18 protein-coding genes and 3 pseudogenes are annotated in these 20,928 nt (G+C 64.9%); 9 read left to right on the top strand and 12 right to left on the bottom strand.

The features are described from left to right. Positions 1–11: 11 nt before the first annotated feature. Positions 12–1,331 carry an alpha/beta fold hydrolase gene (locus FHG66_RS16510; protein WP_139078155.1) on the top strand — a complete coding sequence of 440 codons (1,320 nt, stop codon included), beginning with the start codon at positions 12–14 and terminating at the stop codon, positions 1,329–1,331. Positions 1,332–1,390: 59 nt separating this feature from the next. Here the strand turns inward: FHG66_RS16510 and FHG66_RS16505 are convergent, their stop codons facing one another. Genes FHG66_RS16505 through FHG66_RS16485 form a run of 5 tightly spaced genes read right to left on the bottom strand, consistent with a single transcriptional unit; the run spans position 1,391 to position 6,095 of the window. Continuing rightward, complete coding sequence (locus tag FHG66_RS16505) at positions 1,391–2,068, bottom strand: aspartate/glutamate racemase family protein (protein WP_139078154.1); 678 nt, start codon at positions 2,066–2,068, stop codon at positions 1,391–1,393. After that, complete coding sequence (locus FHG66_RS16500) at positions 2,068–2,904, bottom strand: ABC transporter permease (protein WP_139078153.1); 837 nt, start codon at positions 2,902–2,904, stop codon at positions 2,068–2,070. The genes FHG66_RS16505 and FHG66_RS16500 overlap by 1 nt, the downstream gene beginning before the upstream one ends. Beyond that, a complete protein-coding gene (locus tag FHG66_RS16495; RefSeq protein WP_139078187.1) occupies positions 2,904–3,785 on the bottom strand; it encodes an ABC transporter permease in 882 nt (293 codons plus the stop codon). The genes FHG66_RS16500 and FHG66_RS16495 overlap by 1 nt, the downstream gene beginning before the upstream one ends. 40 nt (positions 3,786–3,825) lie before the next feature. Further along, entirely contained in the window at positions 3,826–5,091 is a 1,266-nt protein-coding gene (locus FHG66_RS16490) for an ABC transporter substrate-binding protein (RefSeq protein ID WP_139078152.1), read from the bottom strand. 29 nt (positions 5,092–5,120) lie between these two features. Next, positions 5,121–6,095, bottom strand: coding sequence for an ABC transporter ATP-binding protein (locus FHG66_RS16485; RefSeq protein ID WP_139078151.1), 975 nt, complete (start codon positions 6,093–6,095; stop codon positions 5,121–5,123). 233 nt (positions 6,096–6,328) lie between these two features. Between FHG66_RS16485 and FHG66_RS16480 the strand changes: the two genes are divergently transcribed. The 5 genes from FHG66_RS16480 to FHG66_RS16460 all read left to right on the top strand — a co-directional run bounded on the left by FHG66_RS16480 (position 6,329) and on the right by FHG66_RS16460 (position 11,686). Beyond that, positions 6,329–7,018 carry a GntR family transcriptional regulator gene (locus tag FHG66_RS16480; protein WP_139078150.1) on the top strand — a complete coding sequence of 230 codons (690 nt, stop codon included), beginning with the start codon at positions 6,329–6,331 and terminating at the stop codon, positions 7,016–7,018. Then, complete coding sequence (locus FHG66_RS16475) at positions 7,015–7,842, top strand: GNAT family N-acetyltransferase (RefSeq protein ID WP_139078149.1); 828 nt, start codon at positions 7,015–7,017, stop codon at positions 7,840–7,842. Before FHG66_RS16480 ends, FHG66_RS16475 begins: the two co-directional genes overlap by 4 nt. Before the next feature lie 336 nt (positions 7,843–8,178). After that, positions 8,179–9,687, top strand: coding sequence for a sugar ABC transporter ATP-binding protein (locus tag FHG66_RS16470; protein WP_139078148.1), 1,509 nt, complete (start codon positions 8,179–8,181; stop codon positions 9,685–9,687). After that, on the top strand, positions 9,684–10,691 hold the full coding sequence (locus tag FHG66_RS16465; RefSeq protein WP_139078147.1) for an ABC transporter permease: 1,008 nt from the start codon (positions 9,684–9,686) through the stop codon (positions 10,689–10,691). The genes FHG66_RS16470 and FHG66_RS16465 overlap by 4 nt, the downstream gene beginning before the upstream one ends. A 59-nt stretch (positions 10,692–10,750) precedes the next feature. Beyond that, on the top strand, positions 10,751–11,686 hold the full coding sequence (locus FHG66_RS16460; RefSeq protein ID WP_139078186.1) for an ABC transporter substrate-binding protein: 936 nt from the start codon (positions 10,751–10,753) through the stop codon (positions 11,684–11,686). Between the two features lie 353 nt (positions 11,687–12,039). Here the strand turns inward: FHG66_RS16460 and FHG66_RS16455 are convergent, their stop codons facing one another. Further along, positions 12,040–12,468, bottom strand: a complete 429-nt coding sequence (locus tag FHG66_RS16455) for a hypothetical protein (protein WP_139078146.1) — start codon at positions 12,466–12,468, stop codon at positions 12,040–12,042. 152 nt (positions 12,469–12,620) lie between these two features. On the opposite strand from FHG66_RS16455, the gene FHG66_RS16450 reads away from it, so the two are divergent. Then, on the top strand, positions 12,621–13,688 hold the full coding sequence (locus FHG66_RS16450; RefSeq protein WP_139078145.1) for a LacI family DNA-binding transcriptional regulator: 1,068 nt from the start codon (positions 12,621–12,623) through the stop codon (positions 13,686–13,688). Between the two features lie 284 nt (positions 13,689–13,972). Here the strand turns inward: FHG66_RS16450 and FHG66_RS16445 are convergent, their stop codons facing one another. From FHG66_RS16445 to FHG66_RS16430, 4 genes are read right to left on the bottom strand one after another with little or no spacing between them, the layout of a single operon-like run. Further along, positions 13,973–15,436 (bottom strand): FGGY family carbohydrate kinase, encoded by a 1,464-nt coding sequence (locus FHG66_RS16445; protein WP_139078144.1) that lies wholly within the window; start codon positions 15,434–15,436, stop codon positions 13,973–13,975. Next, the gene (locus tag FHG66_RS16440; protein ID WP_139078143.1) at positions 15,436–16,389 is read right to left on the bottom strand and encodes a transketolase family protein; all 954 of its coding nucleotides are present in this window, start codon (positions 16,387–16,389) and stop codon (positions 15,436–15,438) included. Before FHG66_RS16440 ends, FHG66_RS16445 begins: the two co-directional genes overlap by 1 nt. After that, positions 16,389–17,213 (bottom strand): transketolase, encoded by an 825-nt coding sequence (locus FHG66_RS16435; protein WP_139078142.1) that lies wholly within the window; start codon positions 17,211–17,213, stop codon positions 16,389–16,391. Before FHG66_RS16435 ends, FHG66_RS16440 begins: the two co-directional genes overlap by 1 nt. Positions 17,214–17,224: 11 nt before the next feature. Then, positions 17,225–18,751, bottom strand: a complete 1,527-nt coding sequence (locus FHG66_RS16430; protein ID WP_246082653.1) for an L-fucose/L-arabinose isomerase family protein — start codon at positions 18,749–18,751, stop codon at positions 17,225–17,227. A gap of 874 nt (positions 18,752–19,625) precedes the next feature. Between FHG66_RS16430 and FHG66_RS16425 the strand changes: the two are divergent. After that, positions 19,626–20,054: pseudogene (locus tag FHG66_RS16425) on the top strand (transposase); the annotation flags it as partial. 11 nt (positions 20,055–20,065) lie between these two features. On the opposite strand, the gene FHG66_RS22660 reads toward FHG66_RS16425, so the two are convergent. After that, positions 20,066–20,320 (bottom strand): helix-turn-helix domain-containing protein, encoded by a 255-nt coding sequence (locus FHG66_RS22660; RefSeq protein WP_281282956.1) that lies wholly within the window; start codon positions 20,318–20,320, stop codon positions 20,066–20,068. A gap of 90 nt (positions 20,321–20,410) precedes the next feature. Further along, positions 20,411–20,611 (bottom strand): annotated as a pseudogene (locus FHG66_RS22655) (cyclic nucleotide-binding domain-containing protein); the annotation flags it as partial. A gap of 126 nt (positions 20,612–20,737) precedes the next feature. Between FHG66_RS22655 and FHG66_RS16415 the strand changes: the two are divergent. Beyond that, positions 20,738–20,928, top strand: a pseudogene (locus FHG66_RS16415) (transposase); the annotation flags it as partial.

Here is a 20,928-nt window from a genome sequence, read left to right as displayed (position 1 = left end):
GGAGGCAGGTCTTGGTCATCGAGCACCACGAGATCGAATTCACCCGCGATGGTCGCGTTTTCGACGAAGCCCAGGTGACCGGATTGCTGGAGAAGGCCGGAGGCTACACGGACCTGCTGGTGCTCTGCCACGGCTGGAACAACGACAAGGCCGAAGCCAGCGCTCTGTTCGACCGCCTGACCAAGAGCCTGGAACGGGTAACGGCGGCAAATCTCGTGTCGGGCCTCGAAGATCGCCGAATGGGCGCGCTGCGGGTGTTCTGGCCGTCGAAGAAGTTCGCGGACGAGGACCTCATCCCAGGCGGCGGTGCCGCATCGGCGACCCACGAGAACGACGAGGCGCTCGCTCGGCTTCTGGAGGCAATGAAGCACGATCCGGAAACCCTGGGTGGCACGGAACGGAACGAGATCCGGGAAGCGCTCTTGTCCGAAGCGCAAGCACTGGCACCTAGCCTGAGTGAGGATCCTGCAGCGCGAGAGCGGTTTGTGGCCATCTTGCGATCGGTTCTGGACCCGGCCGAGGCGCATGCTGACGATGGATCGGATGCTTTCTTCACGCGCCCGGCAGACGAGCTGTTTGCAGGTCTGAATGGGCAGGTTGTCGCTCCGGGAGCCCCCAAAGCCGGTGGAGCCACGGGCGTGGGTTCCGGCGGCGCAGCAGGTTTGGGGGATTTCCTGGGCGGGGTCGGTGCGGCGGCGCGGCGGCTGGCGAACTATACGACCTATTATGGCATGAAGAGCCGGGCCGGCATTGTCGGGCGGGTTGGCCTTGCTCCGGTGCTCAGGCGCTTGCGCGACCGACATCCGACCTTGCGCCTGCATCTGGTCGGCCACAGTTTCGGGGGACGCCTCGTCACGGTCGCAGCCCATGACCTTCCGCCCCGTACGCACGGCGTGACCCTCAGCCTTCTCCAGGCTGCCTTTTCCCATAATGGCTTGGCCGACAACTTTGATGAGAACGGGCGCGACGGCGCGTTCCGGGCACTTCTGGCGGAGCGGCGTGCTTCCGGTCCGATCCTGATCACCCACACCAAGAACGACACGGCTGTCGGCATCGCCTACCCCTTGGCCTCGCGCATCGCCCGCCAAGCGGCTGCGGCGCTGGGGGACGAGAACGATCCTTACGGTGGCATGGGCCGGAACGGAGCGCAGCACACCCCCGAAGTCGAGGAAACCAGCACCCTGTTGGAAGAAGCCGGGCAGGACTACGGCTTCGAAGCCGGCAAGGTTTACAACCTGCGCGCAGACCGGTTTGTGAGTTCGCATAGCGATGTGGGCGGCAATCAGGTGGCCAGCGCGATCCTGATGGCGGTCGCCGCAACGGGCGCCTGATCCACCGCCAAGCCCCCCGCAACGCTTCTGGCGTCCACCGGGTGCAGTGCGGCGACGGATCAGACCCGAAGCAACTGCTGCGTGGTCGCCGTCCAGTTGGCGAGCGCGCCGGCAAGCACGGTGGCAGCCTCGATGCCGTCGATCAGGGTGACGGCTGCGCCTTCCTGCAACTCGCCACGCAAGAGGGCCATCCCGGCGCAGCCCAGCACCACGATCTCCGCATCGTCCTCCTGCCTCGCGGCGGCGATCTCCTCCTGCAGCCGCGACACGACCGCCGGCCCCCCGGCCTCGACCTCAAGCACGGGCAGGCCCGATGGCCGCACCCGGGCGCAGCGTTCGCCGAACCCGTAAGCAGCGACGTTGGCCTCGATCACGGGGACAGAGACGGGAAGGGTGGTCACAACCGTGAAACGGCGGCCAATGAGCGCGGCGAGGTGCATGGCAGCCTGTCCGATGCCGATGACAGGACAATGGGCTGCGGCGCGGATCTCCTCCAGGCCGGTGTCGTCGAAGCAGGCGATGACGATAGCATCCACCCGCTCCGCCCGTGCGCGGGGCAGTAGCGCCCGCACTCCCGCTACGGCGGCTTCACCGTCCCGAGGGCCCTGGATTGCTGGCGGGCCGTCATGGTTTGTCCAGCCCAGGATCTCGGCTTCCGGGAGGGTGAGGCGAGCAACTCGGACAGCAGCGTCCGTCATGGCAACCGTGGAGTTCGGGTTGATGAACAGGATACGCATCAGACAGCTCTGCCCGCGTCCGAGCCAGCCTTTGCCCTGCGTCGGCTTGCTGCGCCCAACGTAAGGAGGAAGGCACCGATCACGACGAAGGAAAACACCGTCGTCAGTGTGCCCAAGGCAAAGATGACAGGCGTCGTGACGTTGGTGGTCATGCCATAGATCTCGAGCGGGAGCGTGTTGCGGCTTCCGGCGGTGAGCAGCGTCCGCGCGAATTCATCATAGCTGAGCGTGAATCCGAAGAGCGCCACACCCAGCAGGGACGGGGCGATGATCGGCAGGACGACATGGCGGATCGTCTGCCATGCGGTGGCGCCCTGGTCACGGGCCGCTTCTTCGTAGGCTGGGTTGAAGCGGTTGAAGACGGCGAACATAATCAGCAGGCCGAATGGGACCGTCCAGGTCAGCTGTGCTCCGAAGCCCGACGACGCCCAGTGAACTGGCAGGCCTGCCTGCGAGAAGATCAGGCCCACACCCAGCGAGACGAGAATCGAGGGAATCACGAGACTGGCGATGACGAGCTGGAACAGGACGGCCGATCCCTTGAACCGCTTGCGGAAGGCAAGGCCTCCCATGACCGACACAACGACCGTCGTGACCATGACCATGAGACCCAAGACAAACGAACGGCCGAAGCTGCCCCATATGTCGCCGACGGCCTGCTCTTGGAAGAGGTCGCGGAACCAGTGCAGCGACACGCCCCGCATCGGGAAGGTCAGGCCGCCTTCAGGCCCTTGGAAGCTCAGGATCGCGATGGTGATGGTGGGGCCGTAAAGAAACAGCAGGAAGAGCCCGAAGATCGCGGCCAGCACGTAGAAGGAACGGGGGCGCGGGTTCATCAAAGCTCCTTCCGGATGTCCACGAGACGCAGCAGGATGCCGATGACCATCAGCGTGACGATGAGAAGCAGCACCGATGTCGCTGAGGCCGAGGGATACTGAAGCAGGCCGATGTCGTTCTGGATCAGGCGGCCGACATTGGCGGACTGCGACCCCGACATGAAGCGCACGGTGATGAAATCGCCCATCACCAGCGTAATGACGAAGATCGTGCCGATCATGATGCCGGGTCTCGTCAGCGGCAGCACCACGTTCCAGAGTGTCTGAAACCCGCTCGCGCCCGCGTCGTTTGCGGCCTCGATCAGGGTCCGATCGATCCGCATCATCGTGTTGAAGATCGGAACGACCATGAACAGCGTGTAGAGATGCACGAACGCGAGGATCACCGAGAAGTCGGAGAACAGCAGCCAATCCAGCGGCTCGTCGATCACGCCCCAGGACAGAAGCGCCGAGTTCGCGAGGCCTTCGCGGCCCAGGAACGGGATCCAGGAGATCATGCGGATGATGTTCGAGGTCCAGAAGGGGATGGTGCAAAGAAGGAACAGCGCCGTCTGCCAGGTCTGCGAGCGAACGTGGAAGGCCAGGAAATACGCGACCGTGAAGCCCAGCACGACGGTGATGGCCCATGTGACGACGGCGTATTTGGCGGTGTTCAGCAGCACGCGCCAGGTCACGTCCGAGCCCAGGAGGAACTCATAGTTCTCCCATGAGAAAGCTGGCACGATCGAGAACTCGGTCGCGGTCCAGAAGCTGACGACCACGATCATGATGATCGGCAGCACGAGAAACGCCAGAAGCACCACAGCCAGAGGAGCGGCCAGCAACCAGCCGGTTACGTGGCGCGACGCGAGGTGACCCCGGCGCGTCCGCTGGGGCCGCACGAGAGGCGGGGTCTCGAAGGACCCCGCGATGCTGATCGACTCAGGCGGCAATGAACTCGTTCCACTTGCGGACCATGTACTGGTTTTCGTCCATGACGGAATTCCAGCAGGCGACCTTGCCCATGCGCTCCTCGAAGGAGCCCCCATCGCGCACTTCGCCGGCCTGGGCCAGGACATCGCCGAACGGGTTGGTGATCGGTTCGACGGCTTGCTTGCCCTCGAACCAGTAACCCCACTCGTTGGCGGTCATGAAGGTCTTGGAGGTTTCGGGCACCGCCGAGTAGTACCCCTGACGCATCAGAAAGCCGCCGACCCAGCCCGACAGGTACCAGTTGATGTACTCGTAGGCCGCATCCAGCGCCATGCCATCGAGGCTTGAGGACAGGCCGATGCCGCCGCCCCAGCTGCGGTAGCCTTCCTTGAGAGGCTGGTACACACAGGGGATGCCGCGAGACTTCACGGCGGTGATGGCCGGTGACCACATGGACTGGATCACCACCTCGCCCGAGGACATGAGGTTCACGGATTCGTCGAAGGTCTTCCAGAAGGACCGGAACTGGCCGGCGCGCTTGGCCTCGGTCATGATCGCCATGGTGCGGTCGATCTCGTCCGTGGTCATGTTGCCCTTGTCGCCGTACTGGATTTCTCCCATCGCCTCGCAGACCATGGCGGCGTCCATGATGCCGATGGAGGAGATGTCGAGGAGCGAGGCCTTGCCCTTGAACTCGGGGTTCAGCAGCTCGGCCCAGGACTCGATGGGGCGGCCTATGAGGTCGGGGCGGATGCCCAGTGTGTCGGCGTTGTAGATCGTCGGGATCAAGGTCATCCAACCTGACTCCTCGGCGACGAAGTCGGTGCCGCCGGGCCCGGAGGTGAAGCCCACGGTGTGCGGCGCGGTACCCTGTGCGATGGTACTGTCAGGTGTGAGCTTGCCGTTGCGGAAGATGCCCACGATCTTGTCGTAGTTCGCAATCTTGGAGGTATCCATGGCCTGAAGGTTGCCGGTCGGCCAGACCTTCTTGGCGATCCAATACTCGATATCGGCGATGTCGAAGCTGTCCGGTTGGGTCGCAGCGCGCTGAGTCACGGCATCCGAGTCGAGGGCCGTCATCTCAAGCGTGAAGCCGAGGTCTTCTTTCACCTTCTGCGCGACCTCGTTGAGGTTCGACACGCCGGTGCCGAACTGGCGCAGGGTGATGTCCTTGATCTCCTGCGCCCAGATCATCGGTGCGGGCAGCGCACTGGCGGCAAGGGCGGCGGCCCCGGTCTTGAGCAGGCTGCGCCGGCTGTATCGCATCTTGGTCATCGGTCTTCTGTCCCTGTCTGGATGTCGTGTCAGGCTTGGAGGCGGTGGAGCCGCCCCTCATCCCAGGCGAGCCGAACGGCGTCGCCCGGGGATTTCGGATCCGCGTAGAAGTCGCCTTCGGGGATGAGGGCCAGAATCTCCTGGTCCCCTGCAAGGCGCGCCGTCAGCGCGACATGGCCCCCCTGGTATTCGACGGCACGGACGACGGCCTCGGTCCCGTTCTGGGCCAAGCGCACACTGTCGGCCCGAAGCGCGAAGCGACCTTGCGGAAGGGCGACCACGTTGTGCCCCCCCATGAACCGGGCCACGAACTCTGTGCGCGGGGCATTGAAGATCTCGCGCGCGGGGCCGGCCTGCTCGATGCGGGCGTTGTTCATCAGCACGATCTCGTCTGCGAGAGCCAGCGCCTCGTCCTGACCGTGGGTGACGTGGATGAAGCTTATTCCAAGCTCGCGCTGGAGTTTCTTGAGTTCTGTCCGCATCCGCACACGCAGGAACGGGTCCAGCGCCGAGAGCGGCTCATCGAGAAGAAGGACTTGAGGATTGGTGACCAAGGCCCGGGCCAGCGCGACCCGCTGCTGCTGGCCGCCCGACAGTTGCGAGGGCAGGCGGTCGGCGTAGCGGGTCATGTCGACCAGTTCGAGGAGTTCGCCCGCGCGCTTGTGCCGGACGGCTTGGTCCACGCCCTTCATCTTGAGGCTGAACGCCACGTTGTCGCGCACGGTCAGATGCGGGAACAGCGCATAGCTTTGAAACATCATGGCCGTGCCGCGCTTGGCAGGCGGCAGCCCCGTGACCTCGGTCCCGCAAAGGACGATCGAGCCTTGCGAGGCGGTTTCGTGACCCGCGATCATCCGGAGGGTCGAGGTTTTCCCGCAGCCGGACGGACCCAGCAGGCACACATAGCTGCCGCCCCGGAACAGGTAGCTCACATCGTCCACCGCCACCGTGTCGCCGTAGCGCTTGGTCAGGTGGATCAACTCAAGGTCTTGGCCAGTTCGCATGGGCACTCCCGCTCGCTCTTGGGAACACTGGGCAACGACGAACCGGAAGCGGAGAAGAAATCGCGCCTTTGTCCCCCTCAGACAGCCGTTGATGAAAATGAGAGCGTTCGTAGACGTGCTGCGCCTAAATCATAGACTTGATTGTATACAATACGGCCGCGGGTCCATTTGGGTGTTGCCTCCGGGTCGGACCCCCGGTCGTGTGAACATCGAAAAACCTTGAGGCAGCAAGCATGGATAGGGAGGCGGGCCGAGTCGCAGGACCGGCTGAAGCGGTCGCTGATCAGTTGGCGCTCGCGATTCACGAGCATCGTCTCGTGCCGGGAACGAAGCTCAGTGAGGACGACGTGGGCGAGGTCTTTGGCGTGAGCAGGACAGTGGTTCGTGCCGCGCTTCAGCGCCTCGGCCACGAAAGACTGATCACTCTGAAGCGCAACAAGGGTGCGTTCGTGGCGCAACCGACGGTTCGCGAGGCCCGCGAGGTCTTCGAGGCGCGCGCCTTGCTGGAGCCTCGGACTGCGCGTTCGGCGGCAGAGCGCGCCGGCCCTGCGGAGGTCGCCCGCCTCCGGGAACTGATCGACGAGGAGCACCGTGCCATTGCCGACAACCACCCAGGAAGAGCCCTCCGCCAGTCCGGCTTGTTCCATCTCGAGATCGCGCGGATTGCCGACCAGGACACGATCGCGGAGTTCATCGGGCAACTCATCGCGCGATCCTCTCTCATCATTGCGCTGTACTGGCGGCGTCGCAACGCGCTCTGCGAAAGCCACGCGCACCATGCTTTGCTGAACGCTTTGGCCGACCGCGACGGTGAGGGGGCCGAGCAGATGATGAAGGGCCATCTGCTCGACCTCGTGTCCTCGCTCGACTTGCGGTCCTTGCCTTCGGCGCCCCGGTCCCTGCGAGAGGCTTTGGGAGCATGACACGGGTGTGCATCAAGGGGATGGAGAGCGGGGAACTGGATGAAGTCCTGGGTTGGGCCGAAACCGAGGGCTGGAACCCTGGACTGGACGATGCCGCGGCCTTCCACTCTGCCGATCCAGCTGGATTCCTTCTTGCGCTCTGCGACGGCGAGCCCGTTGGCGCCATCTCCGTCGTGAACCACTCCGACCGGTACGCCTTCCTTGGCCTATACATCTGCCGCCCAGACTGGCGAGGGCAGGGCATCGGTTCCATGCTCTGGAAGCGCGGCCTCGCCCATGGCGGCGCACGGACCATCGGGCTCGACGGGGTGGCCGCCCAAGAGGCCAACTACGCGCGGTCAGGCTTTGTCAGGAACGGTGCGACGCTGCGCTTCGAAGGACGGCAGAACGGCTCGAGGCGCCCAGGGGTCCGCCCGGCGCTGCCCCAGGATCTTGAGCGGATCGAGCATCTCGACCGGGCTGCGACCGGCGTTGAACGGCCCCGTTTCCTGTCGGCATGGGTGAAACCCTCGCTCCATCGAAGAACGCTGGTGTTCGAGGACAATCAGGGAGTCCAGGCGTTCGCAACCGTGCGGGCCTGCCGAACAGGCTGCAAGATCGGCCCGATCGTCGCGCCCGATGCGGCTCATGCCATGGCCTTGGTCGCCTCGGCCGACGGTCCTGAACCCTGGATCATCGACGTGCCCGAGGCCAACGACGCGTTCATTCGCGACCTCCGGGCGTTGGGGTACCACGAAACGTTCCGAACGGCGCGGATGTACCGCGGGTCGCATGCGCCGGGCAATGGTTGGGAGCAGGCCATTGCGACCATGGAACTGGGCTGACAGGGCGGTGCGTCCGTATCCAGCCTGCAGGGCGGGTCGCTTGACCATGCCTCGATCATCATCCGCTCCTGCGGTTCCAGGGCGATGCTCCCTCAAGTATGAGCAGGCGGGGAACAACTCATCCAGCGGTTGGGGCGAACTCCGGCTGGAGTCGGGGCGGACCGCGGTGGGGAACCAAGTGCAGAACGATAAGGCTTGATTTTCAAGCAGAACCGTTGACCGCACTCCGCTTGGCAACCATAATCTGGCCCAGGGGAGGACGAGCGGAATGAACGGAAGCACTCCATTAGGCATATGGCCGATGGCACAATGTTGCCATCCGCGAGGGGGACGGATTTGACTGCAGCAAAGCTGTCCTTGTCGGCTGTCAACCGCAGTTTCGGCCCTGTTCAGATCCTGTTCGATGTCTCGATCGACCTGTTGCCCGGCGAGGTTCATGCTCTGATCGGCGAGAACGGCGCAGGCAAATCCACGACCATGAAGATCATGTCCGGTTACCTCGCCCCCAGTTCGGGTGAGGTGCGGCTCGACGGCAAAGCCATGGTCTTTGGTGGCAGCCAGGCAGCCGAGAGCCGCGGGGTTGTTCTGATCCACCAAGAGTTCAACTTGGCCGATCAGCTTACGGTGGAGCAGAACGTCTTCCTCGGGCGTGAGCTGAGACGGGGGTTGTTCCTCGACAAGCATGCGATGCGGGCCCAGACGGTGGCACTGCTGGATCGTCTTCACTGCCGCGTGGATCCGGATGCACGGGTGCGGGACATCTCGAACTCGGACAAGCAGATGGTGGAGATTGCCAAGGCCCTCGGCCGGGATGCGCAGGTCCTCATCATGGACGAGCCGACGGCCGTGCTCACCAACCGCGAAGCCGAGGTCCTGTTCGAGCAGGTGGACCGTCTCAGGAAAGAGGGAGTGGCCATCCTGTTCACCTCCCACAAGCTCGATGAGGTCAAGCGCATCTCGGACCGGGTCACGGTCATGCGGGACGGCCGGGTGGTCCAAAGCGGACCGACGTCCGCTATGACCGAGGACGCCATGGCGAACGCCATGGTCGGACGCGAGATGTCTGATCTCTTTCCCAAGCGCGTCTCGGCCTTGGGACAGGACATCGCCCTCCGGGTGCGTGGCCTGACCGTGCCGCGTTACGCCGACGACGTGTCCTTTGACCTGAGGCGCGGAGAGATCCTGGGCATCGCCGGCCTCGTGGGCTCTGGCCGCACGGAAACCATGGAAGGACTGGTCGCTCTGCGGCGTCACACCGGACAGGTCGAGATCGAAGGCCGCCCCGTGACGATCCGCAGCCCCCGCGACGCGCAGATGCAGGGCCTCGTCTACTTGACCGAGGATCGCAAGGGACGAGGCCTCGTGCTCAACATGGGAATGCGCGAGAACCTGACCCTTCAGAGCCTCGGTCAGTTTGCCAAGCCCTTCCTCGACCGCAAGGCCGAAGAAACGGCTCTCGACAAGGCCGTACGCGACTTCGACATCCGGGCTCCGTCTCGCGCTGTCCGCGTCCGCAACCTTTCGGGCGGCAACCAGCAGAAGCTGCTGATCGCCAAGATCATGCAGACCGGCCCCCGCATCGTCATCATCGATGAGCCGACGCGCGGCATCGACATCGGGACCAAGCAGCAGATCTACGACTTCATCCACAGGCTCTCGGCGCAGGGGGTGTCCGTCATCGTGATCTCGTCGGAACTGCCCGAGGTCATTGGCCTTGCCGACCGGGTGCTCGTCATGAGGCAGGGCCGTATCACGGGCGGGGTCGAAGGGCCGCAAAAGACCGAGGATGCCATCGTCCGCCTCGCCATGGGGCTGGAAGCGCGGACCAAAGGAGAAGCGGCATGACCACCCAAGTCACACGGCCCGGGCAGCCCGCCGGGCCGGGCCACGGCATCAATCTCCACGTGCTCGGGCCGATCGTGGCGCTCTTGGTGCTGATCGTAGCCGGCGCCCTAATGAACCCCAATTTCCTGAGCTACGCCAACATCACCAACGTGCTGGCCCGGTCGGCTTTCATCGGCATCATCGCGGTCGGCATGACCTTCGTCATCACCGCTGGAGGGCTCGACCTGTCGGTGGGGTCGATGGCTGCCTTCATTGCCGGGCTCATGATCCTGGTCATGAACCTTCTTGTGCCGTCGATGGGAGCAGGGATCTCCGTGATCCTGGTGGGGATGGCGGTGGCGCTGGGGGCAGGGCTCCTAGCTGGGTTCCTGAACGGCTTCCTGATCACCAACATGCGGATCGAGGCGTTCATCGTCACGCTGGGGACCATGGGGATCTACCGGAGCCTCGTCACTTGGCTCGCGGACGGCGGAACCCTCAGCCTCGATTTCGGCCTCAGAGAGGCATACGGTCCTGTCTATTACGGTGGTCTCCTGGGCGTGAGCTGGCCCATCATCGTGTTCCTGGTCGTGGCCATCCTGGGGGAGATCGGGATGCGCAAGACCGCGTTCGGCCGCTATTGCGCGGCCATCGGCTCCAATGATCAGGTAGCCCGCTATTCATCGGTCGACGTCAACCGTATCAGGCTCCTGACCTATGTCGGCTTGGGGCTGCTCGTTGGCATCGCGACGATCATGTATGTCCCCCGGCTCGGGTCGGCGTCCAGTTCCACGGGCGTGCTGTGGGAACTGGAGGCCATCGCTGCCGTCATCATCGGGGGCACGATGCTCAAGGGCGGCTTCGGGCGGGTCTGGGGCACCGTGGTGGGCGTCCTGATCCTGGGCCTTATCGACAACCTTCTGAACCTGACCGACTGGGTCAGCCCGTATCTGAACGGCGCGATCCAGGGCGTCATCATCGTTCTCGCTGTGATCCTGCAGCGTGAAAACCGGCCCGAGGGCTAAGGCTCGAACGGCCGCAACAGCACAAACAAGGGAGGATACCCGTGAAACATCTCGCACTGATGGCCACGACGGCGTTGACGCTGTCAGCCGCGCCGCTCTGGGCTCAAGAGGCCGAAGAGACCCAAGTGATCGGCATCTCCATCCCGGCCGCTACGCATGGCTGGGCCGGAGGCATGAACTACTTCGCGCAAGCTGCCGTTGAGCGCCTGGAAGAGGTCTATCCGCAGCTCGATTTCGTGCTGGCGACCGCCTCCGACCCGTCCAAGCAGGTCAGCGACATCGAAGACATGGTGGCTACGCGCGGCATCGACGCCCTCGTGGTGCTGCCCTTTGAATCCGAGCCGCTGACCGGACCGGTCAAGGCTGTGGCCGACCAGGGAGTCTGGATCACGGTGGTGGACCGCGGCTTGTCCGAGCCGGGCATCGAGGATCTTTATGTCGCGGGTGACAACCCCGGTTTCGGGCGCGTCTCCGGCGAGTACATGGTTTCGGCCCTTCCCGAAGGTGGCAAGGTCGTCGCCCTTCGCGGCATTCCCACCACCATCGACAACGAACGCGTGGCCGGGTTCGAGGAAGCCATCGCCGGTTCGGGCATCGAAGTCCTGGGCATGGAGCATGGCAACTGGAACCGCGACGACGCCTTTACGGTCATGCAGGACTTTCTGTCCAAGCATTCTCAGATCGACGCCGTTTGGGCCTCGGATGACGATATGGCCGTTGGCGTGCTGGCTGCCATCGAGGCCGCTGGCCGGAGCGACGTGAAGTTCGTGTTGGGCGGCGCTGGCATGAAAGAGATGATCGCCCGCACGCGCGACAGCGATCCGATGGTTCCTGCTAATGTCACCTATCCGCCTTCGATGATTGCTTCCGCTATCGAGATCACAGCCCTGGGGCTCGTGTCGGACGCACCGGTGGCAGGCCGGTTCATCATCGGCTCCGAACTCGTCACACCCGAGAACGCCGAGCAGTACTACTTCCCGGACAGCCCGTTCTAGAATTCCTCGTCGCGCGCCGCGCTGGCGGCGCGTGACACCTCTGGACCTGGCAGAGACGTCTGGATCGCCGAGGGCCACGGATGCCCGCTTTTCTGGGTATCGCTCAACATGTGCCTATCTCTTGCGCGGGACCAAGGTGTTTGTGGCTGCGCGAATAGCCCTTGACTCCGGGATGAGTTAGACCGCTCCGGTCGGACTTGCGCGGCGTTAAACGCCCCAAGTCAAACCGGTGCATTCACGGGCAACGACGGGCGCTCGTGGTCCTGACAAGTCCTCCCCGCCTCGTACAGTTCCGACAGACCAGGGTTGGCCGAGAGCGTGGGAAACCGTCATCACAATACAGCAGAGATTGGTTACGCAGCCAGCCTTTGCTGATGATAGTGACGGAAGTATCCGTAGACCGGAAAACCCTGGTGCTCCAACTCCGCTTCTGGTGTCAGCACCATTCCGTCCCTCCTTGTGCAGTGCAGGACATATCCGGGCGCGATCCAGACGCCGACATGCGAGACGTGCGCGCCTTTCCACATGATGACGGCGTCGCCTTCGAGGGGTGACGAAACGCGGAGCCAGTCCCCGCCTGACAGGTGATCCTGGATGTGGTTCTGGGCAGCAGCCATGTCCCCGAAAGCAGGCGAGGCGCTGACGTGGAGACCGAACCGCTCACGCCAGACGAGCGCGGCACGATGACCGCACTCTGCGACGCCCAACACATAGGGTAGACCCACATAGCTTTGGACCCATGGGGATGGGCTGCCCAAGGAAGCCTGTCCGAACTCACCCAATCTGACCTCCCAAGCTGAGGCAACACAAGCTACGAACAATAGTGACCGCTCTTGAACCGATTCAAATACCAGTGGTAGCTTCGCGTCAAGAATTTTGTTGAATCGGTTCAAACGCCCGCAGGATGCCGGGCTGGACCGGTTGGTGGGGTGGCATGACGCGACTGACCAAGACGATCAAACTTCGGGATGTGGCGGAGCGGGCCGGGGTGTCGCAAGGCACGGCTTCGAACGTTTTCAACCGCCCCGAGCTCGTCCGGGAGGAAGTGAGATCTCGGGTCCATGCCGCAGCCCAGGCTCTTGGCTATGCGGGACCAAGCCCGAAAGGCCGTCTCCTGCGGGCCGGGAAAGTCAACGCGATCGGCGTCGCGGCAGCCGAACCGCTCGACTACTTCTTCGCTGACCCCTGGGCACGTCGTCTCCTGCGCGAGGTGGCTGCCGTGTGCGACGCCCGCGGAGCCGGCTTGGCGCTCGTTTCGGTCGGCAGGGGTGGCCCCTTGGGCTGGGGCATCGAAAGTGCGTTGGTGGATGGCTTCCTGCTTCGCTGCGCCGGTCGGGAACTCTTGGTGGAGATCGCGCAGCGACGAGGGTTGCCCTTCGTGGCGCTGTCCCTGGACACCGCCGAGCCGGACGTTCCAGCAGTGGACATCGACGATTTCGGAGGTGCCCGCGACGCAGCCCGTCATCTTGTCGCTCTCGGACATCGACACATTGCGATTATCGGGATCGGACTGGGGGATGGTCCAGGCAGAGCCTCACCCGAGTTGGCTCGGTCAACGCGCTTCGTGAATGTCCGCGAACGGGCCAGGGGCTTTTGGGCCGGGCTTGCCGAAGCTGGCATTGGCCCCGAGGATGTCCCCATCCTGGTCGGACAGGATGACGGCAGCATGATCGGGCCGGCACTTGCCGAACTGTTCCAAACCAGCGAGGTTCGCCCCACGGCTTTGCTGGCGATGTCGGATCGTGTCGCGCTGGCGGCTTTGGACTGGCTGAACCATCAAGGGTTGCGAGTTCCTGGAGATGTATCGGTTGTGGGCTTCGACGGCGTACCGGAAGCCGAAGCCGCCGTTCCCTCTCTGACCACCGTCGAGCAGCCTTATCGACAAATTGCGGAACGGGCAGTCGCCGCGATCCTGGATGATGCCATCCCCGCTGGCCGCGAGGTGCTGCCCCTGTCCCTGGTGATCCGGAATAGCACCGGACCAGCCCACAAGGCGGATTAGCCCCGTCCTACCACGCTGGGCTTTCCCGGGACGACGACCAGTCTACTGGAAGGGGCCAGGGTGCCGCAGCACAGCGTCTCAGCATCCCGGTCGAAAGGCCTCCCATGAAAGGCCCTTGCGCAGGGATGACCTAAACCTGGCAGCCACCGCGACATCTGGAACCTGTGGTGTTGACGTCGAATACGCCTGAGTCGGTGCGAACCCCTGCCGCTGAGCGGCCAAGCGATCTTTTTTGGCATCAACTAGGGAACACGTTCCTGACGAGGGGGTCGGGCCCGATCGCCTTAGCGTCCAGTTAGGTGCCGCAAGGCCTCACGCCAATCCGATCGGATCGTCTCGCGGCGGTCCAGGTCCATCCGGGGCCGAAAGGCGCGGCCCTTGTCCTTCTGAGCGGCCGCGGCCATGGGCTGACCCAAGGCTTCGAAGGCCATCGCGGCCGCTCCTAAGGCGCCCACTTCGGCGACCACGCCGCGCGTCACGGGCCGGTCCAGGAGGTCGGCCTCGATCTGCATGAGGAGGTCGGAACTCGAGGCGCCACCATCGGCGCGGAGCGCGTCCAGGCGGTGGCCCACGTCCCGCTCCATGGCCTCGAACACGTCGGCCACCTGGAGCGCGATAGCCTCCAGAGTGGCGCGGGCGAGGTGGGCGGGGCGCGAGGCGAGGCTGAGCCCCGTGATTGTGCCGCGCGCGGCCTCGTCCCAATGGGGGGCACCCAGGCCGGCCAGGGCCGGAACAAAAGTCACGCCCTCGGAGGAGTCGACCTCGCCCGCCAAGCGGAACAGGGCCGCCGCGTCGGGGAGGCCAAGAAACCCTGCCGTCCAGGCCGCCGCCTGGGCCGAGACGGTGATGTTGCCTTCGAGCGCGTAGGCGGGCCCGCCTTGCTGGGTGGACCAGGCCACGGTGCTGGCAAGCCCGTTCGTCGAGGCCACGCGCGAGCCGGACAGGGTCATGAGCGAGGAGCCGGTTCCGAAGGTGGCCTTGACGGCCCCCGGCGCGCGCACGCCGTGCCCATAAAGCGCGGCGTGGCTGTCGCCCATCACCGAGAGGATTGGGAGCCCCGCAGGCAGGGCCGTGGTGGCGGCGAGGTCGCCGAAGAGCCCGTCCGAGGGACGCGGTTCGGGAAGGCAGGTGGAGGGAACGCCCCAAAGGGCGCAAAGCTCCTCCGACCAGGCAAGCCTCGCGGTGTCGAAGAGCTGAGTGCGTGAGGCGTTCCCGTGGTCGGTAGCAAAAGTTGCCCCGTCCGTCAGGCGCCATAGCAGCCAGACGTCCACCGTGCCCGCGCGGAGCCGCCCCGCTTGGGCGAGCCCGCGGGCGCCGTCGTGGTGTGCCAGGAGCCATCCGAGCTTGGCCGCCGTCAGGAGCGGGTTGGCGGCGAGGCCGGTGGCGGCCTCGATGGCTGGTCCATGGCCCTGGCCCAGGAGGGCCACGCAGAGCGCCGCGCCGCGTCGGTCCTGCCAAAGGATCGCGGGGGCGACGGGACGGCCCGTCTCCGCGTCCCAGGCGACCAGGGTCTCGCGCTGGTTGGCGATGGCGAGGCCTGCGATGCCCTCGGCGCCGGTCTGGGCCACGATGTCGGTGATGGCGTCCCGGACGCTATCCCAGAGGGCGTTGGCGTCCTGCTCGGCCCAGCCGTCCTGGGGGTAGGACGAGGCCAGCGGGCGGCTTGCACGGGCGACAACCGCACCATCCTGGTCCCACAGCACCGCCTTGGTGCTTGAGGTGCCCTGGTCGATGGCAAGGATGCGCATCACGTCTTGCGCGCGATGGCGCGGCGCACGGCGGCGGCGATGCCCTCGGGTGAGAGACCGAACGTGTCGAAGAGCCACTCGACCGAGCCCGTCGGCACGAAGCCCGGGAAGCCCAGGCGCTCCACCGGCACGGGATCATGGGCCGTGACGACCTCGGCCACCGCGCCGCCCAGGCCACCCGAGACATGGGCCTCCTCGACGGTCACAAGGGCGCCTGTCCGGGCAGCGTCGAGGACCGCCGCCTCGTCCAGGGGGGCGAGCGAGCGCAGGTTGACCACGCGCGCGGCGATCCCCTCAGCGGCGAGCGGCTCAGCGGCGGCCATGGCCAGGTGGACGGTGGTGCCCAAGGCCAGGATCGCCACATCGCCGCCCTCGCGCAGCGTGACGGCCCGGCCGGGCTCGTAGGCGCCCTGCTCGCCCAGGTCGGGCACCGGCATGCGGCTCACCCGGATGAAGACGGGGCCCTCGTGGGCGTGGGCCCAGCGGATCGCAGCCTCGGTCTCGGCCGGGTCAGCAGGGACCAGGATCGCGAGGTTCTTCAGCACCCGCAGCCAAGCCAGATCCTCGATCGAGTGGTGGGTGGGGCCGAGCTCGCCGTAGGCCACGCCCGAGGACTGGCCCACGAGCTTGACGTTGACGTTCGAGTAGGCGGCGTCGGCCTTGATCTGTTCGAGAGCCCGCCCGGTGAGGAAGGGAGCGGCGGCCGAGACGAACGGCACCTTGCCGCCGTTGGCGAGGCCCGCGCCCACGGCCACCATGGTCTGCTCGGCAATGCCCACGTTGATGAGCCGCTCGGGGAACGCCTTCTGGAACCCGCCGAGCTTGGAGGAGCCCACGGAGTCGTTGACGACGGCGACCACGCGGGGATCGGCCAGGGCCAGCGCGATGAGCGTCGCGGACCAGGCCTCGCGGCAGTCGTGGAGGCCGGCTTGGACGGGGGCGGCATGGGCCATCACACGAGTTCCTTCATCGCTTGGTCGAACTGGTCGGCGTTGGGAACGCCGTGGTGCCAGGCGGCCTTGTTCTCCATGAACGACACGCCCTTGCCCTTGACGGTGTTGGCGATCACGCAAAGCGGCTTCACCCGATCGCCGACCGGCGCCCCCAGCACCTCGAGCAGCGCGGCATGGTCATGCCCGTCCACGACCTCCACGTCCCAGCCAAAGGCGCGGATCTTCTCGTCCAGGGGGTCGAGGCCGTTGGTCTCCTCGGTGCCTGCCCCCTGCTGGAGGCGGTTGCGGTCCACGATGAGCGTGAGGCCCGCGAGCTTGCGGTGCCCCGCCGTCATCATGGCTTCCCAATTCGAGCCCTCCTGGAGCTCGCCGTCGCCCGTCAGCACGAAGGTGCGCCAGGGCGCCCGGTCGAGCTGGGCCGCGATGGCGATGCCGGTGGCAACGGGCAGGCCGTGGCCGAGCGGCCCCGTGTTGGTCTCCACGCCCGGGAGATAGTTGCGGTTGGGATGCCCGTTGAGCCGCGACTCGGGCTGCATGTAGGTGTCGAGCCAGTCCTCGGGATAGAAGCCGGACGCGGCGAGTGCGGTGTAGAGAACCCCCGTGGCGTGGCCCTTGGACATCACGAAACGGTCCCGGTTCGGATCCGCGGGGTTCTTCGGGTCGTGGCGCAGTACGCCGAAGTAGAGCGTGGCCACGATGTCGGTCGCCGAGAAGTCGCCCCCCGGATGGCCGAGCTGCGCCTCGTAGACCATGCGGAAGGCGCGCCGGCGCATCCACAAGGCCTTCTCGCGGATCAGGGGAAGAAAGTCGTTGGGAAGCCTCATCAGCAGGTCCTTCAAAGGCGGCGCGGCGGGGGGACGAGCATGGGCTCGGGCGGGGTATCGTGATCGTACAGTGGCCAGCCGAGGTAACGGGTGAGGGCCTCGTTGACGGCCTCGGCGTGGTGGCCGCGAACCATGGCGACGTGGTGCTCGAAGCCATTCTGAGTGACGAAGCGCATCAGGTTGCGCAAACGCGGCACTCGGCAGACCGCGATGCCGCCGTCCATCGCATAGGGGTCGTCCGTAAACTCACCCTGCCCGAGATAGGCTTTGAGAGTGCCGGCCCTGTCGTCCGACGAGACCCGGAAGTAGGTCATCGGGCCGGCCTTCACCTTGCCTTTGACCGCTCCGAAGCACTTCTCGCGCCCGATTGTCTCGCCCAGAACGTCGAGCTCGCCAACCTCGGGGACGTGGCCGAAGAACGTCTTGGGAAAGTTGCCGCAGTGCGTGCAGACGCACATGTCGGGCTCGCGGCCGAAGTTGTTGTTCCAGTCGAGGATCGCGGGTGGCGCCGCTGATGCGAGGGCCAGGGTGTACATGGACAGCGCGCCCATGATGTCCACCTCGCAGGCCGAGGGCATCAACTCCTCACCCATCATCGACATGGTGACACAGGTGGCACAGCCGAAGTTGTCCTGGAGCGAGCGCCAGCACTGGATGGCCGAGGCGTCGCAGCCGTTCTCGACAATCCAGCGGTCCACGGTGAGGGACCACTTGGCCTGCCGCAGGATCTGCGCAGGCGAGATATGGGCCGGGATGCGGCCGTAAACCTTGATCCTCTCCATCTTGGCGAGAAGGTCGGGGTCACTGTCGCTGAGCCGGTTGGCGGCGCCCATCATCTCGGACAGGTCCACGGTGACCACGGTCACGCCGGCGTCCTGCAGCAGTTTCTCCGAATAGCGCATCGTCTGGAACGCCCCGGTGCGCGCCCCGATCGATCCGAGGCGAGCGTTCCGCAGGCCCCGGACGGTGCGACAAACGCGGGCAAAGCGATCCAGGTCGGCCGCGAACTCGGCGCCTCCGGCATCGACGGTATGGAGGGTCGTTTCCGAGAACGGAATGCTGTACTGCCAGAAGTTGTTGGAAACGCTGATCTTGCCGCAGAAGGCGTCCCGCCGTTCCTTGACCGAAACCTTGTCGTTCTCGTCGTTCGAAGCCTGCAGAAGGATCGGCACGTTGAGCTTCGCCCGGCTGACCAACTCCACGATCGCGATCTCGTCGCCGAAGTTGGGCAGGCAGATGACAAGGCCATCGATCCGGTCGCGGTGCTGCTTGAAGTAGTCGGCATACAACTGCGCGTCAGAGATCGATTGGACCGCACCGTTATGCGTCGCCTCAAAGGGCAGGATCACGGCGCGGACGCCTAGGTGCTGCAGTTGGTCCAGCACTTCTTGGCGCACCTGACGGCACGGTGCGCCGTTGAAGAAGGCACGGCTGCCGATGACGACGCCCAGGGTCACATCGCGCCGGATCTGCGGCGTGACGGGAACAGTGGCCGCTTCTTCGGTCGGAGCCTCTTCCCCCATGATGGTTAGCGTCATCACCCTTCCTCCAAGCAAACGAGATCTGATCTCGAGCTTTCGACTTTTTTTGCTTGCCTGCGATTAACATCATTTCTTGTATCCTGCAAGAACGACGAGATGATTGTGGACTAAGCCGGGCTGCGGGGCGTGAAGTACGAGCAAGGACCGGTCAGTTGTGGTGCAGCGTTGGTCTGCCAGGCCGACGCATGGATGGCGCCGATCTGGAACGCGCCACGGTCACCTCGGCCCATGATGTGTGCTGACTCCGAACAAGCGTTGCTCTTGGCCGTTAGGGAACAACGGTCGGGTTGGCGCGCGTCATTGGGCTGCATTGCGCAACGCTTGATGCTGAGTGTTCACTGATAATCTTCGCGCTCTCATTGATTGCGTGAACCGCACAGGTCGTGGCGCAAGAACGACCGGAGTACGAGTGGGCCTATAATGTGCAGGCGGGGCGCAGCGCATTCCGCTAGGTTCTCGCGACGTGACTTGGGCTGTGGCCTCTGAAATGCTTCGCAGATCTTAGGCTGTATGAAGGCTGTCAAAGCTGATTCACCATCACTCCGGTCCCATAGGTGGTGCATGGGCAGAGATGACCGGGAACGGACGGGTTGGAGCGATTGGAGGAACGACGCGGCACGGCCTGAGGGCAGTCTCACGGCGCAGACAGCTTATCTCTCCATCGATCAGGCATTGTGGACTGAACTTTGCCAAACGGGCCGGGACGCTGAGACGGTGGATCGAGTGGAGCACTACGCCTTTCAACTGGCCTGATCCCGCTCAAGCTTTGCGCTGCACTGACTCCATCGGAATCGAGTTAGGCTCGGTGCGGACCGGCATCGCAGGTCCGTAGCGCCCGTAGAACATCCTTGAACCACGGGAGGTGGAACCCGACGGCCGTGGCCGGCCACTCAGCTTCTTCCTCTCGCCCGGCCAGAAGAGCGATGCCAAAGGTGCCCTGGTGCTCTTGGCAGACCTTCCGCCAGCGACGCGCCTGTTGGGCAACAAGAGCTATGATGCCGACTGGCTGCGTGACGAGTTGAAGGCCCGGGGTCTTCGCGGCGGTCTGCGCGTCTGCATCCCGGCTCAGAGCAAGCGGAACTGTCCCGCAACCCACAACCGAAAGCTCACCAAGACACGCTGCCGCATCGAGAACGCCGTTGTGAGCCTCACGGACTGGCGCGCCCTCGCCATGCGCTCCACGCGTTGCCGCGACCTGTTCCTGTCCGCCGTCGCGCTCGCGACCGCCGTCATCTTCCGGCTCCGATCATGGGCCCCGATCGTAGGGCATACCTCCTACATTAGGCATAGATACTCTTGATGATATCCGCCTCACGCGTCGAGCTGCCGGAGCCCCCGCATGTCGCGAAGACTGATAGAGCGACGGCCCGTGCCGGTCTCGATCAGGCCTTCACGTTCCAAGTGGGTGAACGAACGCGAGACGGTCTCGATGGTGAGTCCGAGGTGGTCGGCGATGTCCAGGCGCGTCATCGGCCGGGTGAGGACGGTGTTCTTCAGGCGGTCAGCGAGGCTCAGAAGGAAGGCCGCGATCTTCTCGATCGCTGTCTTACAGCCCAGGAGCAGCATGTGCTCGCGGGCGCGGCTCAGGGAATGACCGAGGGCCGTCACCAACTGCCCCGACAGGACGGCGTCCGCCGGAGACACACTCTCGAAGATGTGGCGGGGGTAGATCGCTACCACGGTGTCCTCGATAGCCTCGGCGCTGCACAGGTATTCATCCCCGCTCTCCAAGCCGAAAACGTCGCCCACGAAGTGGAACTTATCGATTTGCCGCCGGCTGTCACTCAGGAGCCGCGAAGTCCAAACGGCGCCAGACACGACCCGGTACAGATGCGTGGAGTCGTCGTGCTCGGAGAAGACAGCCTCGTTCTAGCGGATGTGGCGGGTTATGGTCGTGGGCACACAGGGGATGGTCCTGACCCCGAAGCCTGGTCCGGTCTGATGGCCGTTCTTCGGGCCCTCTGAACTCTGAGGAGGAGTGCCATGACGCGGAAGCGCACCAGTGACGAGCAGATCGCCTTTGCCCTGGGGGCCAAGCGGAGAGCGGGACGGCGGTGGACGAGATCTGCCGCAAGCTGGGGATCTCGGAACCGACCTGTCTCACGCTGGAAGAAGCAGGTCGCCGGGATGGGGGTGCCCGGAGATCCGGCGGCTGAAGCATCGTGAGGACGAGA

The sequence above is a fragment of the Rubellimicrobium rubrum genome (genome assembly GCF_006152115.1).
Taxonomy (GTDB): domain Bacteria; phylum Pseudomonadota; class Alphaproteobacteria; order Rhodobacterales; family Rhodobacteraceae; genus Rubellimicrobium; species Rubellimicrobium rubrum.
The sequence above is the reverse complement of the archived record's forward strand: the minus strand, read 5'-3'. Positions and strand labels throughout refer to the sequence as shown.

Excerpts from the sequence above, each read along its gene's own strand:
- FHG66_RS16505 (WP_139078154.1), bottom strand. The coding sequence starts at position 2,068 with ATGCGTATCCTGTTCATCAACCCGAACTCCACGGTTGCCATGACGGAC.
- FHG66_RS16500 (WP_139078153.1), bottom strand. The coding sequence starts at position 2,904 with ATGAACCCGCGCCCCCGTTCCTTCTACGTGCTGGCCGCGATCTTCGGG.
- FHG66_RS16490 (WP_139078152.1), bottom strand. The coding sequence starts at position 5,091 with ATGACCAAGATGCGATACAGCCGGCGCAGCCTGCTCAAGACCGGGGCC.
- FHG66_RS16485 (WP_139078151.1), bottom strand. The coding sequence starts at position 6,095 with ATGCGAACTGGCCAAGACCTTGAGTTGATCCACCTGACCAAGCGCTAC.
- FHG66_RS16480 (WP_139078150.1), top strand. The coding sequence starts at position 6,329 with ATGGATAGGGAGGCGGGCCGAGTCGCAGGACCGGCTGAAGCGGTCGCT.
- FHG66_RS16475 (WP_139078149.1), top strand. The coding sequence starts at position 7,015 with ATGACACGGGTGTGCATCAAGGGGATGGAGAGCGGGGAACTGGATGAA.
- FHG66_RS16465 (WP_139078147.1), top strand. The coding sequence starts at position 9,684 with ATGACCACCCAAGTCACACGGCCCGGGCAGCCCGCCGGGCCGGGCCAC.
- FHG66_RS16460 (WP_139078186.1), top strand. The coding sequence starts at position 10,751 with ATGGCCACGACGGCGTTGACGCTGTCAGCCGCGCCGCTCTGGGCTCAA.
- FHG66_RS16450 (WP_139078145.1), top strand. The coding sequence starts at position 12,621 with ATGACGCGACTGACCAAGACGATCAAACTTCGGGATGTGGCGGAGCGG.
- FHG66_RS16445 (WP_139078144.1), bottom strand. The coding sequence starts at position 15,436 with ATGCGCATCCTTGCCATCGACCAGGGCACCTCAAGCACCAAGGCGGTG.
- FHG66_RS16440 (WP_139078143.1), bottom strand. The coding sequence starts at position 16,389 with ATGGCCCATGCCGCCCCCGTCCAAGCCGGCCTCCACGACTGCCGCGAG.
- FHG66_RS16435 (WP_139078142.1), bottom strand. The coding sequence starts at position 17,213 with ATGAGGCTTCCCAACGACTTTCTTCCCCTGATCCGCGAGAAGGCCTTG.
- FHG66_RS16430 (WP_246082653.1), bottom strand. The coding sequence starts at position 18,751 with ATGACGCTAACCATCATGGGGGAAGAGGCTCCGACCGAAGAAGCGGCC.
- FHG66_RS22660 (WP_281282956.1), bottom strand. The coding sequence starts at position 20,320 with ATGCTGCTCCTGGGCTGTAAGACAGCGATCGAGAAGATCGCGGCCTTC.